The 15,371-nt window shown below is 70.8% G+C and carries 16 protein-coding genes and 1 tRNA gene; all 17 read right to left on the bottom strand.

Features of this window, described 5'->3' with window-relative positions; translation table 11 throughout:
- Window positions 1-9: 9 nt before the first annotated feature.
- Entirely contained in the window at window positions 10-765 is a 756-nt protein-coding gene (uppS, locus tag RN743_RS12975) for a polyprenyl diphosphate synthase (protein ID WP_310780415.1), read from the bottom strand.
- A 49-nt stretch (window positions 766-814) separates the two neighbouring features.
- Window positions 815-2,302, bottom strand: coding sequence for a tRNA uracil 4-sulfurtransferase ThiI (gene thiI, locus RN743_RS12970; protein WP_310780414.1), 1,488 nt, complete (start codon window positions 2,300-2,302; stop codon window positions 815-817).
- Between the two features lie 6 nt (window positions 2,303-2,308).
- A tRNA-Met gene (locus tag RN743_RS12965) sits at window positions 2,309-2,382 on the bottom strand.
- A gap of 98 nt (window positions 2,383-2,480) precedes the next feature.
- A complete protein-coding gene (locus tag RN743_RS12960; protein ID WP_310780413.1) occupies window positions 2,481-2,828 on the bottom strand; it encodes a septum formation initiator family protein in 348 nt (115 codons plus the stop codon).
- The gene (eno, locus tag RN743_RS12955; protein WP_310780412.1) at window positions 2,825-4,117 is read right to left on the bottom strand and encodes a phosphopyruvate hydratase; all 1,293 of its coding nucleotides are present in this window, start codon (window positions 4,115-4,117) and stop codon (window positions 2,825-2,827) included. Before eno ends, RN743_RS12960 begins: the two co-directional genes overlap by 4 nt.
- Before the next feature lie 171 nt (window positions 4,118-4,288).
- On the bottom strand, window positions 4,289-5,020 hold the full coding sequence (locus tag RN743_RS12950) for a lysophospholipid acyltransferase family protein (RefSeq protein ID WP_310780411.1): 732 nt from the start codon (window positions 5,018-5,020) through the stop codon (window positions 4,289-4,291).
- The gene (gene thiL / locus RN743_RS12945; RefSeq protein WP_310780410.1) at window positions 5,017-6,030 is read right to left on the bottom strand and encodes a thiamine-phosphate kinase; all 1,014 of its coding nucleotides are present in this window, start codon (window positions 6,028-6,030) and stop codon (window positions 5,017-5,019) included. The genes RN743_RS12950 and thiL overlap by 4 nt, the downstream gene beginning before the upstream one ends.
- Window positions 6,027-7,622, bottom strand: coding sequence for an NAD(P)H-hydrate dehydratase (locus RN743_RS12940; protein ID WP_310780409.1), 1,596 nt, complete (start codon window positions 7,620-7,622; stop codon window positions 6,027-6,029). The genes thiL and RN743_RS12940 overlap by 4 nt, the downstream gene beginning before the upstream one ends.
- Window positions 7,623-7,662: 40 nt before the next feature.
- Window positions 7,663-7,830: a hypothetical protein gene (locus RN743_RS12935; RefSeq protein ID WP_310780408.1), complete on the bottom strand. Its 168-nt coding sequence runs from the start codon at window positions 7,828-7,830 to the stop codon at window positions 7,663-7,665.
- A gap of 61 nt (window positions 7,831-7,891) precedes the next feature.
- Window positions 7,892-8,254 (bottom strand): Minf_1886 family protein, encoded by a 363-nt coding sequence (locus RN743_RS12930; RefSeq protein WP_310780407.1) that lies wholly within the window; start codon window positions 8,252-8,254, stop codon window positions 7,892-7,894.
- 95 nt (window positions 8,255-8,349) lie between these two features.
- Complete coding sequence (gene glyA, locus RN743_RS12925) at window positions 8,350-9,600, bottom strand: serine hydroxymethyltransferase (RefSeq protein WP_343219036.1); 1,251 nt, start codon at window positions 9,598-9,600, stop codon at window positions 8,350-8,352.
- A gap of 56 nt (window positions 9,601-9,656) precedes the next feature.
- Entirely contained in the window at window positions 9,657-10,850 is a 1,194-nt protein-coding gene (locus tag RN743_RS12920; RefSeq protein ID WP_310780405.1) for an acyl-CoA dehydrogenase family protein, read from the bottom strand.
- Complete coding sequence (locus tag RN743_RS12915) at window positions 10,847-11,713, bottom strand: 3-hydroxybutyryl-CoA dehydrogenase (RefSeq protein ID WP_310780404.1); 867 nt, start codon at window positions 11,711-11,713, stop codon at window positions 10,847-10,849. Before RN743_RS12915 ends, RN743_RS12920 begins: the two co-directional genes overlap by 4 nt.
- Window positions 11,700-12,602 carry a type II CAAX endopeptidase family protein gene (locus RN743_RS12910; protein WP_310780403.1) on the bottom strand — a complete coding sequence of 301 codons (903 nt, stop codon included), beginning with the start codon at window positions 12,600-12,602 and terminating at the stop codon, window positions 11,700-11,702. Before RN743_RS12910 ends, RN743_RS12915 begins: the two co-directional genes overlap by 14 nt.
- On the bottom strand, window positions 12,599-13,810 hold the full coding sequence (locus RN743_RS12905; RefSeq protein ID WP_310780402.1) for an acetyl-CoA C-acyltransferase: 1,212 nt from the start codon (window positions 13,808-13,810) through the stop codon (window positions 12,599-12,601). Before RN743_RS12905 ends, RN743_RS12910 begins: the two co-directional genes overlap by 4 nt.
- A complete protein-coding gene (locus RN743_RS12900; RefSeq protein ID WP_310780401.1) occupies window positions 13,807-14,727 on the bottom strand; it encodes a 3'-5' exonuclease in 921 nt (306 codons plus the stop codon). Before RN743_RS12900 ends, RN743_RS12905 begins: the two co-directional genes overlap by 4 nt.
- Window positions 14,724-15,371, bottom strand: coding sequence for a redox-sensing transcriptional repressor Rex (locus RN743_RS12895; RefSeq protein ID WP_310780400.1), 648 nt, complete (start codon window positions 15,369-15,371; stop codon window positions 14,724-14,726). The genes RN743_RS12900 and RN743_RS12895 overlap by 4 nt, the downstream gene beginning before the upstream one ends.

The following is a 15,371-nucleotide window of genomic DNA, read 5'->3' as shown; positions in this document are numbered from 1 at the left end:
CCGGCGGCCTCACGTCTTGACCAGCCCGAATCTCCGCTCGCGGCGCCGGTAGTCGACGAGCGCGCCGAAGAGGTGCTCGCGCGTGAAGTCGGGCCAGAGGACATCCGTCACGAAGAGTTCCGCGTACGCGAGCTGCCAGAGGAGGAAGTTGGAGATGCGCTGCTCCCCCGAGGTGCGGATCAGAAGGTCCGGATCAGGCCAGTCCCTCGTCAGGAGTTCGGCACCGAAGCGTTCGGCGTCGATCTCCTCCGGTGCCAGCTCGCCCTCCAGGCATCGCTGCGCGAGCGTTCGCGCCACCCCCGCGAGTTCTGCCCGCGATCCGTAGCTGATCGCGAGGTGCACCTCCAGGGCCGTCCCGCCCTCCGTCGACGCCTCGAGTTCCGAAATCGCCCGCCGGGCCTCTTCCGGAAGCCGCAGGCGGTCGCCGAACACAGTGACCCGGATGCCGTGCCTGACGAGAGCTTCGCGCTGGCTCCTCACGTACTCCTGGAGGAGCGTCATCAGCGCTTCCACCTCGATGGACGGCCGGTACCAGTTCTCATCCGAGAAGGCGTAAAGGGTCAGGTGGGCCACGCCGGCCTCCGCCGCCCCCTCGATGATCTCCCGCACCGCCGTCATGCCCGCGCGGTGCCCTTCCCACCTCGGCAGGCCACGCTGTCTCGCCCAGCGGCCGTTCCCGTCCATGATGACGGCGACGTGCGTCGGCACCTCTCCCTGCCGCACGGCCTCCAGGGCCGCCGTCATCCCGCGCTCGTTCCCGCTCATGCGGCCCAAGCTCGCCCCGCATGGGCAGGGGTGTCAAAGCGGGCCGCGATCAGTCGATCCCCGGCCGGCCTCGCGCGACGCGCCGCATGCGGGGCGCCCCGCCGAGGAAGGAGTAGGCCTCGTATCCCGCGCGTTGCATGACCTCGGCCAGGTAGGCCGTCCGCACGCCCTCCGCGCAGCAGAGCACGTAGGTCGCGTCGCGATCGAGTTCGCCGAAGTCCCGCTCGAGTTGCGGCAGGTCGCGAGGGATGGCCCCCGGCCAGTGCCAGGCCTCGAACGCGTCGCGGGAGCGGGTGTCGAGGACGCGCGCCCCGTCCGGCACGTCGGCCACGTACAGAGACGCCCCGACCATGGATTCCGGACGCAGGGCGCGTACATCGTGCACGGCCGCGCCGGCAACCGCCTCATCGAGTTCCGCGAAGCCCACGGCCGACTCCTGCGCTTCGGCGGCCTCCGGCGACGACGCCGTGACGGGCCGTTGCGGCACGAGATCGCAGTACTCGCGCACGCGGGAGGACAGGTCGTAGGTGCCGATCTCCCGCGCCCGGTCGAGGATCTCCTCCTTGTGGAATCCGAGCAGGGGTCGCAGCACCGGAAGCGAGGAGGCGTTCTCGATCGCGCGGAGATTGCGGAGCGTCTGCGAGGAGACCTGTCCGACCGACTCGCCCGTGACGATCGCCTCGACCCCGATCCGTTCCCCGATCGTCGCCGCCGCCCGATACATCATCCGCTTGAGGACAACCTGCAGGTACGCGGGCTTTGCGCGGGCCCGCATCGCCTCGACGACCGGGCCGAATTCGAGGACGTGCAGCCGGGGCCGCGTCCCGTAGCTCCAGCGATCCGCGAGGATCTTCGTGACCTCCACGACCATCCGCTCGTACGCGCTCCCGCCGAGGTTGCAGAAGACGTAGTCGAGGCGGATCCCGCGGCGTAGCGCCATCCAGGCGGCGACGGCCGAATCGAAGCCGCCGGAGATGAGGGCGAGGGCGTGCCCCTGCACTCCGAGCGGCAGGCCGGACGGTCCCCGGATCCTGTCCTCGTGAAAGAAGACCCGTTCGTCACGGACCTCGACGAACACGGTGATGTCGGGATTCCCGAGGTCCACGGTGGCGCCGGGGTTGAGGGACGCGCCGAGACGCTGCTGGATGTCGGACGAGGAAAAGCCATGCGAGCCGGAGCGGCGCGCGCGCACCGCGTAGCTACGGCCGCGCACGGATTCGGCGAAGAGGGCCGTCCCCGTGGCGACGATCGTGTCGAGGTCCGCCTCGCACTCGCCGGCCAGCACGGAACAACTGGATACGCCGAAGGTGCGCAGGAGCGGATCGAGGAAGTCCGCGTCCGGGCTCTCCACATGAAAGCGGCTCCAGCCGGACTCGAGCGCGGCGTCGACCCCTTCGGCGTCGAACGCATCGCGCAGGTTGGCCGCGAGCCGGTTCTGGAAGCGCGACCGCGTCCGGCGCGCCTTGGTCGAGAGCTCGCCGGAGAACCGCACAAGGGCCCTGACGGGCCCGGCTCCGAGTTCGTGTTGCGCCGCCATAACGAGTGGCAGGGGGGGGATTTGAACCCCCGACCCAGGGCTTATGAGTCCCTTGCTCTACCAGGCTGAGCTACCCTGCCGTACTTGTGGGTCCGCAATCCTACACGTCGTGGCGCTCGGGGCAAGCCGCCGGCCGATGCGGCGCCCTTCGAACGCGGCCGGGCACTTGCCGGGGAAACTACGGCACGTTCACCGCCGGCGGCGCGGCGGCGGGAGGATCTTCCCTCTCTCCCAGGTCGACGAACCGCACCAGGATCTCGTCGGGACGGATGAATCCGTACCGTTCCCGCGCCACGCGCTCGATCGCCCAGGAGTTCGACACGAGACTGTCGGCCCACGCCCGGATCGACGCGAGTTCCGCTTCGCGGGCCGTGTTCTCCGCTCGCCGCGACTCGATCTCCCTTTCGAGTCGGTCCAGGCCGGCCCTCGTGTATTCTCCGCCCACCATCCAGTAGTAACCCGCCCCGATCAGGGCGATGAACGTGATCGCCCGCGTCAGCCGACGGTTGGCCGCCTCCGCCATCATCGGCCTCCGTACACGGCGGACCCCGGATAGGTCGCCCTCGGGCCGAGCCGTTCTTCAATCCGCAGCAACTGGTTGTACTTGGCGACGCGTTCCGACCGGCACGCGCTTCCCGTCTTGATCTGTCCGGCGTTCGTCGCCACGGCGAGGTCCGCGATGAACGTGTCGGCCGTCTCCCCCGAGCGGTGCGAGACGACGACGCCGAAGTTCGCTTCGGCGGCCAGGCGGATCGCGTCCAGCGTCTCGCTCACGGTCCCGATCTGATTGAGCTTGATGAGGATCGCGTTCCCGATCCCGGCCTCGATACCGCGCGCCAGCCGATCCACGCTGGTCACGAAGAGATCGTCCCCCACGAGCTGAACGCGGTCTCCGAGCCGGGACGTGAGGGTCGCCCATCCCTCCCAGTCGTCTTCGTGGAGACCGTCTTCGATCGAGACGATGGGATACGCTCCCAGCCAGTCCTCATAGAGCGACACGAGCGCCCGGGCGTCGAGTTCTCCGGCCTCGCCGGCGCTCTCGAGGCGGTACGTTCCGGCCTTCGCGTCGTAGAACTCCGACGCGGCACAATCGAGAGAAAGCGCCACATCCGCGCCGGGTTCGTAGCCCGCGTCGACGATCGCGGCCATGATGAGATCCAGGGCCTCACGGTTCGAAGACAGATCCGGCGCCACGCCGCCCTCGTCCCCGACGGCGGTCGAATAGCCCCCATCCGCAAGCCGGCGCCTGAGGGCGTGGAACACCTCTACGCCGACCCGAAGACCGTCGGAGAAACGCCGCGCGCCGAGCGGCAGAATCATGAACTCCTGTATGTCGACCGTGTTGTTCGCGTGCACGCCCCCGTTGAGGATATTCAGCATCGGGACCGGGAGGACGTGCGGATCTCGGCCGCCGAGGTGCCGGAACAGGGGCGTTCCCGCCGAGGTGGCGGCCGCGCGGGCCGCCGCCATGGAAACGGCAAGGATTGCGTTCGCGCCGAGACGACCCTTGTTCGGCGTACCGTCGAGCGAGATGAGCGCGGAGTCGAGCCCGCGCTGATCCGAGGCGTCCCACCCGCGCACCGTCGCGGCGATCTCCCCGTTGACGTGCGCGACCGCGCGTCGCACGCCCTTGCCGCCGTAGCGCGCGGGGTCGCGGTCGCGCAGCTCGACCGCTTCGTGTTCTCCCGTCGATGCACCGCTCGGCACGGCGGCACGGCCGATCGCACCGCTCTCGAGATGCACGTCGGCCTCGACCGTCGGGTTGCCGCGCGAATCGACGATCTCGCGGCCCACGATCCGGACGATGGCCGTCACGGGACGCTTCGGCTTCGGTGATGTATGGGGCGGTTCATACAGGCGTGTCCCCTCCCCCCGGCGATCCCGGCGATCGCTTCTTCCTCCACCCGTGCCGGAAGATAGGGCTCCGCGGCCCGGGAACAAGTCGCGCGCGGACCGCCCGGGCAGCGTATTCCGGAAGTACGGCGGCTACCCGGGCGCGGCGCCGTCCATGCCTCCGTCCGGCAGCATCGTCTCGATGGCGACCCGGGTCTCGCGCAGCAACGTCTTCCGGTCGGCCGGCTCCGCCCCGTCCAGCCGAATCGCCGGCCCCAGCCGTATCGTGATCGAACCGGGCGTCACCCGCTTCGCACCGGGCGGATAGACGCGCTGGCCGCCATGGACCGCTGCGGGTACCAGCGGCGCCCGCGTCTCCAGCGCGAGGGCGAAGGCGCCGCGCCGGAAACGCCCCAGCCGGCCGTCCCGCGACCGCGTCCCTTCGGGAAACAGCACCAGCGTCAACCGCTCGGCCCTCATCCGGCCGCCCGCCTCCCGCAGCGTCTTCCTCGCGCTCCGGGGCCGGTCGCGGTCGATGAGCACATGCCCCGCGGAGCGCATCCCCACCGAGAGCATCGGAATGTTCCCCAGCTCCCGCTTCGCGATGAAGCGTACGGAGGCGGGGAGACCGGCGATGAGCGCCCAGATGTCGAAGTAGGACTGGTGGTTCGCGGCGATGATCTGGACCCCCGACGAGTGGAGGTGCTCGAGCCCGTGGACGGTGACGCGCACGCCCGCGGCAAAGAGCACGGAACGAGCCCAGCCCCGGTTGGCCCGGTCCATCCAGGCCCGGCCGCCTCCGACGAGGGAAACCGTCGCCGCCAGGGCCCCGAAGAAAACCGTCGAAAGCACGAGTGTGACGTAGAAGATCGCCGTCCTGGTCAACGCTCGACCTCGAAGTGGTCGAACCCCGCGGGGAGCGCCGGATTCAATCTCCCGCTCACGGTCAGCCCCTCCCCTTCGCGCACGCTCCCGATGCGCGTGAGCGGGAGATCGAACGCGACCGCGAATGCCCGTGCCGCCTCCTGCATGGCTCCGGCCGGCACGGCAAGGAGCAGTTCGTAGTCCTCACCGCCGGCGAGGAGGAGGCGTTCGCCGGCCGGCGCGCGACGAAAGCCCTCGAGGGCGGGGGCGGCCGGGAGGCGATCCGCCTCGACCTCCAGAGCGACTCCGGAAGCCGCCGCGAGATGGCGCGCATCCCGCGCCACGCCGTCCGAGAGGTCGATCGCAGCGTGGATCCGGACCCGGTCCCGGAGCCACCGCATTTCGTCGATCCGCGGGCGCGGGCGGTCGAAGGCCCGGCGGGCCCGCGGGTCGGGCTCCAGTCCTCGCTCCAGATCTCGCAGCGCGGCCGCGGCCGCGCCGATTTCGCCGGTCACCCACAGCTCGTCGCCCGGCCGCGCTCCGCTCCGGGTCGTCGGGGCCACCGCGCAGCCGAGGACCGTGACGTCGAGAAACGCGGGGCCCGGCGAAGCGACCAGGTCGCCACCGAGGACCTCCGCGCCGACCCGGCGGGCGATCTCTCCTACTCCCCGTCCGAGGGCCGCGGCGATCTCGATGTCCAGCTCCGGGGGCAGGGCCGCCGCCACGACGAGGCCGACGGGCGTCGCGGCCATGGCCGCGAGGTCGCTCAGCGCCGCCGCGGCTGCCCGGTATCCGATCGTCTCCCACGTCATCCATTCGCGGCGAAAGTGAACCCCCTCCACGCTCGCGTCGCAGCTCACGACGACCTGAGCGCCATCCGGAGGACGAAAGGCGGCGGCGTCATCGCCGACCGGCAACGTGACGGCGACCGCCGGCTTCGTGCCGCCGCCGCACGCCCCGGCCCCGTCCAGGAACGCCCGGATGCGCGCCGTTTCGGGCCCCTCCGCGAGCGCCGGGCCGGCGAAGTTCATCCGCTCCCGTCCTCCGCCGCGGCGGCCGGCACGGCGGGAAGGGCCAGGTTGACCCCCGTCCAGGCGCCGGGTCGCGCTCGTTCGAGCGCCCGTCGCGCCTCCGGAAGCGCATCCGGGACATCCGCCGCGGATCCGCCGACCTCATCGACGCCGCGCAGAATGGCGAGCGCCGTGAGCGTCAGGGCGGCGGACGCCGCGTCGGCGGGGCCGAGGCCCGACGCCAGGCAGGCGCAGCACGCGCCGGTCAGCACGTCGCCCATGCCGCCGCTCGCGAACGCCGGGCTCACCAGCGTGGTCGCGCGCAGTTCGCCCCCCGGCCGAGCCACCCAGGTCGGCGCGCCCTTGAGCAGCACGGTCGCCCGCGTCGCATCCGCCAGTCGCCGGGCCGCGGCCGGCGCATCCGCGCGTACTTCGCTCACGGACGTGCCGAGCAACCGCGCCATCTCGCCGGGATGCGGCGTCAGGAGGACCGGGCGGCGCGGAGCCAGCGGACCGGGCAGCCCCCCGGCCTCCGCCGACAGCACGTTCAGCGCGTCCGCATCGATCACGAGCGGCACTGATCCACCCTCCAGCACGCGCCGCATCAACCCCGCTCGCCCGGGGCCCCTTCCCAGGCCCGGTCCGACCGCGACCGCGCCGGCCCAGTCCAGCGCCGACCGCACCGCCTCCGCCGCGGACCAGTCCACGAATACGGCCTCGGGCACGCCCGTCTGCACGATTTTCCGGTTCTCCGGAGCACTCACGACGCGCACGATGCCGGCTCCCGCCCGGATCGCGGCGCGGGCGGCGAGCACCACGGCGCCGGCCATGCCCCGCTCTCCCCCGATGATCGCGAGATAGCCCGAGTCGCCCTTGTGCCCGTCGGCGGCCCGCACTCCGAGCAAGCCGGCCACCCATGCCGCGGTCACGGCCCGGGCCGACGGCAGCGGCTCCGGCGGCGGAAAGCCGATCTCCGCCGAGATCAGATCGCCCACGCGCTCGCGGGCGGGGAAACTCAGCAGGCCGGTCTTCGGCCACCCGAAGGTGACGGTCAGGTCGGCCCGAATCGCCGCGCCCGGCACGCGACCCGCCGTAAAGTCCACGCCGCTGGGGCCATCGGCCGAGACCACCGCGACCCGGGCCGCGTTCACGCGTTCGATCACCGCCGCCTGGGGCGGGCGGGGGGCCGACGTCAGACCCGTCCCCAGAATGCCGTCGATGACGACATCGGCCGCGGCGAGTTCCCGATCCAGCGCTTCCGGCGGCTCGAGGGCCAGGCTCCAGCCCGCGAGGACATCCGGGTCCGGGGTTCGGCTCCCGCACCGCACGAACCCGACCGATCGTCCCCATGCGGAAAGGGTCCGTCCCGCCACGAGGGCGTCGGCGCCGTTATGGCCGCTTCCCGCGAGCACCGCGACGCGGCCGGTGGGGAACCGTTCCTGGACGTGGCGGGCCAGCGCTCGACCCGCGTTCTCGATCAGCGCGCGCTCGGGTATCGCCCCCGATTCGACGGCGACACGGTCGATCTCCGCCATCTCTGCCGCGGTGGGCAGCCACACCTCGCGAGCGGCGCAGCGCCACCAGTCCGATGACGGGAGGGCGGGAACCCTCATGGCGGGGCTCCCCGCGGCGGCGGAGTCTCCGCCGGGGAAGTTACTTGTAGGACTGCTGGACGTTGCGTCCGAAGCTGATCTCACCGTTGTCGATCCGGATGTTGAACCCACACTTGGGATCCGAACAGACCCAAGCCTTGTACCGGATCGGCGCCCCGTCGCGTCCGTAGTCCGAAAGCGGGAGCAGAACCCCCTTCGTGCAACTCAAGCACTCCGTGAACGACCCCGAATCGGCCACGCGTTCACCCCTCCCCTTCCAGTTCCCCCCCCTACGCGCTCCAGGGGTAGCTGTCTTCAAAAGCTTCGTCGAAGCTGAAGAGCCCCTCGAAGTCCTCTCGAGAATCGTCGGGTTGTTTGATCAGCACTCCACATTCAACCAGCGCGAAGACGATCTCTCCGATGTCCGTCGTGCCGTGCACGCCCCAATGCTCGAGTACGGTCCGCGCCAGAGGGCCGAACCTCTCCAGCGCGAGTTCCCGGACCGCGTCGGCGACTTCGGCGCCGCTGATGTGGCGAGGCAGTTCCAGGCTGGACAACCGGCGCTGCAGGGCGGAGAGCAGGAACAGGTATGCGGCCTCCGTATACCTGGGGTTGCCCTTCCTGATGCCCGTCAGAACGCCCGCTGTGTCCACCTCTTCTCACCTCGTCCCAGGCCCCTTTCCCGGCCGTCGTGCGCACCGCCCGCAAGGACATGAACGGCAAAGTTAGACGGGAGAAAAAGTTGGCGTCAAGCTGCGCCCTCCCGCGGAACGCCGTCATTCTCCGGGTAGAGCGGGAAATCCTCGCACAACCCCCGGACCTCGGCGTCGACCGCCGAGAGCGTCGCTTCATCGCCTTCCGAGCGCAGGGCGCGGTCCATGAGGTCGGCGATTCTCTCCATTTCGCTCTCACCCATGGAGCGGGTCGACACCGCCGCCGTCCCGATCCTTATACCGGACGCCACAAAGGGCGAACGGGTTTCGAACGGTACGGTGTTCTTGTTGACGGTGATGCCCGCCCGACCCAGGAGCGCCTCCGCATCCTTGCCCGTGAGATCCGTCGTCCGGAGGTCGACGAGGAGGAGGTGGGTATCCGTTCCGCCGGCCACGAGATCGTAGCCGTGTTCGGCGAGCCGCCGTCCAAGAGCGCGGGCGTTGCGCACGACGAGGTCCGAGTACTCGCCGAACTCGGGGCGCAACGCCTCTCCCAGCGCGACCGCCTTCGCGGCGATCAGGTGCATCAGGGGACCGCCCTGGAGTCCGGGGAACACGGCCTTGTCGACCGCCTTCGCGTGTTCTTCGCGGCACAGGATGAGCCCACCCCTCGGTCCGCGCAGCGTCTTGTGCGTCGTCGTCGTCACGACGTCCGCGTGCGGCACCGGAGAGGGGTGGTGTCCCGTCGCCACGAGACCCGCGATGTGCGCCATGTCCACGAGGACGCGCGCGCCGCACTCCTCGGCGATCTCCGCGAAACGCCCGAAATCGATCCGTCGGGGGTAGGCGCTGGCCCCCGCGATGATGACGGTGGGGCGCACCTCCAGCGCCGTTGCCCGGAGGGCGTCATAATCGATGGTCCGGTCGGAGGATCGCACGCCATAAGGGACCACCCGGTACCAGAGCCCCGAGAAGTTGACCGGCGAACCGTGCGTCAGGTGCCCCCCGTGCGAAAGATCCATCCCGAGGAGGGTCGCCCCGGGTTCGGTGAGCGCCTGGAGCGCGGTCATGTTCGCCCCGGAGCCGCTGTGCGCCTGGACGTTGCTGTGGTCCGCCCCGAACAGCCGGCGCGCGCGCTTGCGGGCGAGGTCCTCGACCTCGTCCACGAACTCGCAGCCGCCATAGTAGCGGCGACCGGGGTAGCCCTCCGCATACTTGTTCGTCATCACGCAGCCTGTCGCCTCGAGGACCCCCCGGGAAACGAAATTCTCGCTGGCGATCAGCTCCAGACCCGTGCGCTGCCGCTCCAACTCCCGGTCGATCGAAGCCGCCACCGCGGGATCCATCTCGCGGAGCGGGCGCGGGTCCAGGGCGCCGCTGGCTCTGCGTTCCACCGTCGCACTCACACGTATCCCCTCTCTCTGTAGAGTTGCCGCGCGATCAGGCTGCGGTGCATTTCGTTGGCTCCCTCGTAGATCTCCGTGACCTTCGCGTCCCGGAACAGACGTTCCACGGGGTATTCCCGCGAGTACCCGTAGCCCCCGAGCACCTGTACGGCCTCGCGGGCGTTCGTCATCGCGGTCTCGCTCGCGAACAGCTTGGCCACGCTGGAGAGGCGGCGCGCCCGCGGGTCTCCCATGGTGTGCGCCGCGGCCGCCCGCTCGAGCAGCCCCCGGGCGGCCTCGAGCCGGGTCACCATGTCGCCGAGCTTGAATTCCATCCCCTGAAACTCCCGCAGCGAGCGCCCGAACTGGCGCCGGGTATCGGCGTATTCGAACGCCGCGTCCACCGCGGCCGAAGCGATGCCGAGGGCCTGGGCCGCGATGCCGAGCCGACCCGCCTCGAGGGCTTCGAGCGCATAGCTGAAGCCCCGGTTCACCTCACCGACCATAAGTTCCTGCGGCAGAAACACATCCTTCAGAGACAACGCGACTGTCTCCGAACCCCGCTGTCCCATCTTTCTCTCTTTCCTCCCCACCGACAGGCCGTCCGTCCCGCGCGGCAGGAGGAAGGCGCTGATGCCGCGCGACCCACGCCGGTCCTCCGCCGTGTCCGTCCTGGCGAAGGTCAGGGCCACATCCGCGGAGGCGCCGTTCGTCACCCACATCTTCTCGCCGTTGAGGATCCAGCCGCCTTCCGTGGGCGCGGCCTGCGTGCGAAGCGCCGCGGCGTCCGTACCGGCGCCGGCCTCGGAGAGGGAAAAGGCGCCGAGGACTTCTCCGCTGGCCATCCGGGGGAGCCATTCGGCCCGCTGTGCCTCGCTTCCGCGCCGTAGCAGGATCGCGGCGGCGAGCGAGTTGTGGATGCTGACGGAGACCGCGACCCCCGCATCTCCCCAGGCGAGTTCCTCCAGCACGTAGAGGTACGTGACGAGGTCGAGCTCGAGGCCGTCGTACCGTTCCGGCACCCGCATGGCGAGGAAGCCGAGCTCGCCCAGCTCCCGGTGGATGTCGGCATCGAAGCGATCCTCGTTCGCGTCCCGGGCTTCCGCCGTGGGCTGCAACCGCTCTTCGGCGAACTGGCGGGCGAGCGTGAGAATCTGTTCCGCCTCGGACGAGAGTTCGAGGGCAGACCAGGAGCGGCGGCCGGTCATCATGCCGCGGAGTAGTCGTAGAAGCCGCGACCCGTCTTCCGACCCAGCCTTCCGGCGGCGACGTACTTCGCGAGCAGCGGGCAGGGGCGGTACTTGGAGTCGCCCAGTTCCCGGTGCAGGACGCGCATGATCGCGAGGCACGTGTCCAGCCCGATGAGGTCGGCGAGCGCCAGCGGGCCCATGGGGTGGTTCATGCCGAGCTTCATCACGGTGTCCACCGCCTCGGCCTCCGCCACGCCCTCCATGAGGCAGTAGACGGCTTCGTTGATCATCGGCATCAGGATCCGGTTGGCGACGAAGCCGGGATAGTCGTTCGCCAGGACCGCCGTCTTCGAGAGCCGCGCGCAGAGGCCGAGCGTGAGGTCGGCCGCGTCGTCGGAGGTCTCGAGCCCCCGAATGACCTCTACGAGGCGCATGACCGGCACCGGGTTCATGAAGTGCATCCCGATCACGCGCCCGGGGTCGGCGGCGTGCGAGGCGATGCGGGTGATCGAGATCGAACTCGTGTTCGACGCCAGCAGCGTCTCCGGACCCACGGCGGCGGACAACTCCTCGAACAGCCGGAACTTGAGCGCCGGATCCTCGCTCGCGGCCTCGACGACGACCTCCGCGTCCTCGAGCGCCGCCAGCGACCGCGCCGTCGCGATCCGCTCGAGCGCCGCCACGGCCTCTTCGGCGGAGATCCGGTCCCGGCGGGCCTGGCGCGCAAGGTTTCGCTCGATGGAGGCGCGGGCGCGGCCGAGCGCTTCGGGGTCCACGTCCACGAGGCGGACATCGATGCCGACGAGCGCGAAGACGTGGGCGATGCCGCTTCCCATCGTACCCGCGCCGACGACGCCGACCCGCGACACATCACCCGCGCGCATCGAGGCTCCCGTCGGCGCCTGGGCTTCCCGCTGTCGTCGACAACCGGGAACCGGCGCGGCTTCGAGACCCCGCGACCCGCCACAGCCAGACGGTTCCAAGCGCGGTCACGAAGGTGATGCTCAGCGCACCCTCGGGCCCGAAGGCGCCGCCTGTCCACAGCACCGGACCCGTGACGGCGGCCTCGAGGCCGGAGATCGACACGTCGAGCCCGCTCACGGGCAGGCCGCTCGCCGCCATCACCCAGTTCCAGCCGAAGTGGAGGCCCGTGACGAACCACAGGCTGCCGGAACGCCAGTACGCCACCCCGAGCAACACGCCGGCCAGGGTCAGGTTGACCAGCGCCAGCGGCGTCACCCCCGGGTTGGCGCCGTGCATGAGACCGAACGCCACCGACGTCGCGACGACGGCGGGCACGGGCCCGAACCGGACGTGAAGGACGCGGAAGGGATATCCCCGAAAGAGGAGTTCCTCCGTGAACGCCGCCGCCAGCAGCAGGGCCGAGACCTTCACTCCCGTGAGGACGGGGGCGGCGGACGCGGACCACGAGACCCAGCCCGGCGCGGCCAGGGCGAGAATGGCGGCGCCGACGATCGCGAGTCCCGCCAGTACGCCGGAGCCGAGTTCCGCGAGACCGGGAGACCCGCCCCTCAGGCCGAGGGCGGACAGTGGACGCCTGTCGATGCCGACGGCCAACAGCCAGGTGGCCGCGCATGCCGCGAGCAGCACGGGCGCGACGCTCCGCAGGTCGATGGCGAGGGACGCGTCGGCGTCCGGAAGGCCGGCGATGACCGCGACCGCGAATCCGAGCACGAGGCCGAAGCCGATGAAGAGACCGGCGAAGGCCGCCAGCCTCCCGGCCCAGGCCCAGCCTTCGGGCTTCACGTTCACCGGCGCTCCACGCTCAGCGCGACCGCGTTGCCCCCGCCGAGACACAGGGTGGCCATTCCCCGTTCCACGTCGCGATCGCGCATGGCATGGAGGAGCGTCGTGAGGATCTTCGCGCCCGAAGCCCCGATCGGGTGGCCGAGGGCGATCGCCCCGCCACGGACGTTCACGCGATCGAGGTCCAGTCCGAGTTGGCGGGCATCCGCGAGACACTGGACGGCGAACGCTTCGTTCATCTCCACGAGCCCGTAGTCGGCGACGACCGTCCCATCCAGCGTCATGAGCTTTCGCACCGCGACGACGGGCGCGAAAAAGAGGTCGCGCGGCGCGGTCGCCCCGACGGAATAGGCCCGGATCCGGCCGAGGACCGGAAGACCGTGCGCGGTGGCGTACGCCTCGGAGGCGACGACCGTGGCCGCGCCCCCATCGTTGAGGCCGGGCGCGTTGCCGGCCGTGACGCTGGGTTCGGTCACCTCCGGGGGAGCGTCCCCCGCGAAAGCGGGTCTGAGCTTTGCGAGCGCCTCGAGCGACGTGCCGCGCCGCGGCGTCTCGTCCGCGTCGATCGTCACGGTGCCCCTGCGCGTCTCGATATGGACGGGGACGACTTCGTCGGCGAACTCCCCGGCATCGATCGCGCGGATCGCCTTCTCATGGCTGCCGAGCGCATAGGCGTCCTGGTCCTCGCGGCTCACCCCCGCCTTGTGGGCGGTGTACTCGGCGTGGCCGCCCATGTGGCAGGTGCCGAAGGCGCACCACAGGCCGTCGTGTATGAGGCCATCGACGAGCGAGCGGTCCCCGAACTTCACGCCCTCCCGGTGTCCCCGGAGGAGATAGGGGGCGTTCGACATCGACTCCATCCCGCCGGCCACCACGACCCGGGCGTCACCCGCCTTTATCGCCTGCGCCGCCAGCATGACGGCCTTCAGGCCGGAGCCGCAGACCTTGTTCACGGTCACGGCCGGAACCGTCACGGGCACCCCGCCGCGGATCGCCGCCTGGCGGGCCGGCGCCTGCCCGACCCCCGCCTGCACGACGTTCCCCATGATCACGTCGTCGATCTCGTCCGGGTCGACCCCGGCCCGGTCGACCGCCGCCGAGATCGCGAGACCGCCGAGGTCCGGGGCCGCGAGAGAGGAGAGTCCGCCCATGAATCGGCCCGTGGGGAGCCGCGTCGCGGAGACGATGACCGGGATTCTGTCGCTATCGCTCATGTTCCATCGCTCGTGCCGTCGTTATCGCCCGTGCCGTTGTTCGCGCGTTCCTGCCGTCCGGGATGCCGGCCCCGCCGCCTGCCGCGCCCGTGAGTCGGAATCGGCCCGAGAGCCTCTCGGAGCGCGGGCCACGTCGTCCAGCCCCGCCGCTCCGCGTCCGCGAGCATGCGGACGAGGATACGCGCCGTCGCGACCGCGTCGCCGCGCGCGCGGTGACGTTCGCGGATCTCGATCCCGTAGTAGTCGGCGACCGAATCCAGGCCTCGACGCTCGAGCCCCGGGAGCAGTCGGCGCGCCATGTGGACCGTGCACAGACGAGGCCCGCGCGGGAGGCCGGCCCCCGCCCGCCGCATCTCGGCGCGCAGGAAGCCCCAATCGTACGCCGCGTTATGCGCGACGAAAACCCGGCCGCGGAGGTGCCCGCGCACCCGGTCGCAGATCTGAGAGAAACTCGGCGCACCGTGCGTCATCTCCGTGCGGATGCCGGTGAGGCGCGTGATCCACGGCGGAATCGTGACCCCGGCATCCACGAGAGTCGAATAGCATCCCCCGATGGCGCCGCGGTCCACGTCGACGATCGCGATTTCGACCACCCGCCCGTTCCCCCCGGCGACGCCGCCGTTCGTCTCGACGTCCACGACGGCGTATCGGAGGTCGAGCAGCTCCCGGGCCGCCGGCTTCCCGGTCCGCCGCCCTCCCCCGGCCAGCCGCCAGGCGTCGCCCTCCCGTCCGTCGCGGACCACCTCGGGGATCCCGTCGAGCAACTGCGCGACGAGCCGGCGGGCCATGGCGGGCGGGCACCCGTGCATTCCGAGCACCTCGGCCGCGAGCTCCACGGACGAGCGGGAGCCGTCCGCGAGCCGGCGCAGCGCTTCGCGCACGAGCACTCCGTCGGGTGCGAAGTGCACGCCCGTCACGCATCGCTCCCGGTACGCCGGCCGGCCTCGGACATCAGGTAGCTCAAGCCTTCCAGTTCGAGCACGATGTCCACCGTCCGGATCGGTACGCCGTTCACCTCGGAGAGTTCGACCGGCGCGAAGTTGAGGATCGCGCCCACGCCCGCGCGCTCGAGTTCCGCGGCGACCTCGGCGGCCACTTCCGTCGGGGTCGCTACGACCCCGATCTCCGCCCCGCACTCCGCGATGACCGGCCGGAGGTCCGTCATCGGACGAATCCTGAGTCCGTAGGCCGTGGTCCCGATCTTCGCCTCGTCGACGTCGAAGGCCGCGACGACATCGAATCCGCGCGCCGCCAGCCCGCCGTATCCGAGCAGTGCGGACCCGATCTTGCCGACGCCCACCAGAGCGATCCTCCAACTGCGCGAGAGCCCGAGGATCTCCTCCAGCGCCCGCACGAGCCCTTCGACCGAGTATCCCCGCCCGCGTTTCCCGAACGAGCCGAAGTGACTCAGGTCCTTCCGGACCTGGGCGGAGGTGGCCCCCGAGGGTTCGGCAAGCTGGGAACTGGACACGAACTCCGCGCCAGCTCGCTCAAGGTCGCGCAACATGCGGAGATACAGGGAGAGGCGTCGAACCGTCGAATCGGAAATTCTGCCGCTCAT

The organism is Candidatus Palauibacter scopulicola, from assembly GCF_947581915.1.
GTDB classification, from domain to species: domain Bacteria; phylum Gemmatimonadota; class Gemmatimonadetes; order Palauibacterales; family Palauibacteraceae; genus Palauibacter; species Palauibacter scopulicola.
This window is presented reverse-complemented; position numbering and strand designations above follow the sequence as displayed.

Coding starts and splice junctions, on each gene's coding strand:
- glyA (WP_343219036.1), bottom strand. CDS start 9,600: ATGGATCCCGCGGTGGCGGCTTCGATCGACCGGGAGTTGGAGCGGCAG.
- thiI (WP_310780414.1), bottom strand. CDS start 2,302: ATGGCGGCGCAACACGAACTCGGAGCCGGGCCCGTCAGGGCCCTTGTG.
- RN743_RS12905 (WP_310780402.1), bottom strand. CDS start 13,810: ATGAGCGATAGCGACAGAATCCCGGTCATCGTCTCCGCGACGCGGCTC.
- RN743_RS12940 (WP_310780409.1), bottom strand. CDS start 7,622: ATGAGGGTTCCCGCCCTCCCGTCATCGGACTGGTGGCGCTGCGCCGCT.
- RN743_RS12915 (WP_310780404.1), bottom strand. CDS start 11,713: ATGCGCGCGGGTGATGTGTCGCGGGTCGGCGTCGTCGGCGCGGGTACG.
- uppS (WP_310780415.1), bottom strand. CDS start 765: ATGAGCGGGAACGAGCGCGGGATGACGGCGGCCCTGGAGGCCGTGCGG.
- RN743_RS12960 (WP_310780413.1), bottom strand. CDS start 2,828: ATGATGGCGGAGGCGGCCAACCGTCGGCTGACGCGGGCGATCACGTTC.
- thiL (WP_310780410.1), bottom strand. CDS start 6,030: ATGAACTTCGCCGGCCCGGCGCTCGCGGAGGGGCCCGAAACGGCGCGC.
- RN743_RS12920 (WP_310780405.1), bottom strand. CDS start 10,850: ATGATGACCGGCCGCCGCTCCTGGTCTGCCCTCGAACTCTCGTCCGAG.
- RN743_RS12895 (WP_310780400.1), bottom strand. CDS start 15,371: ATGAGCGGCAGAATTTCCGATTCGACGGTTCGACGCCTCTCCCTGTAT.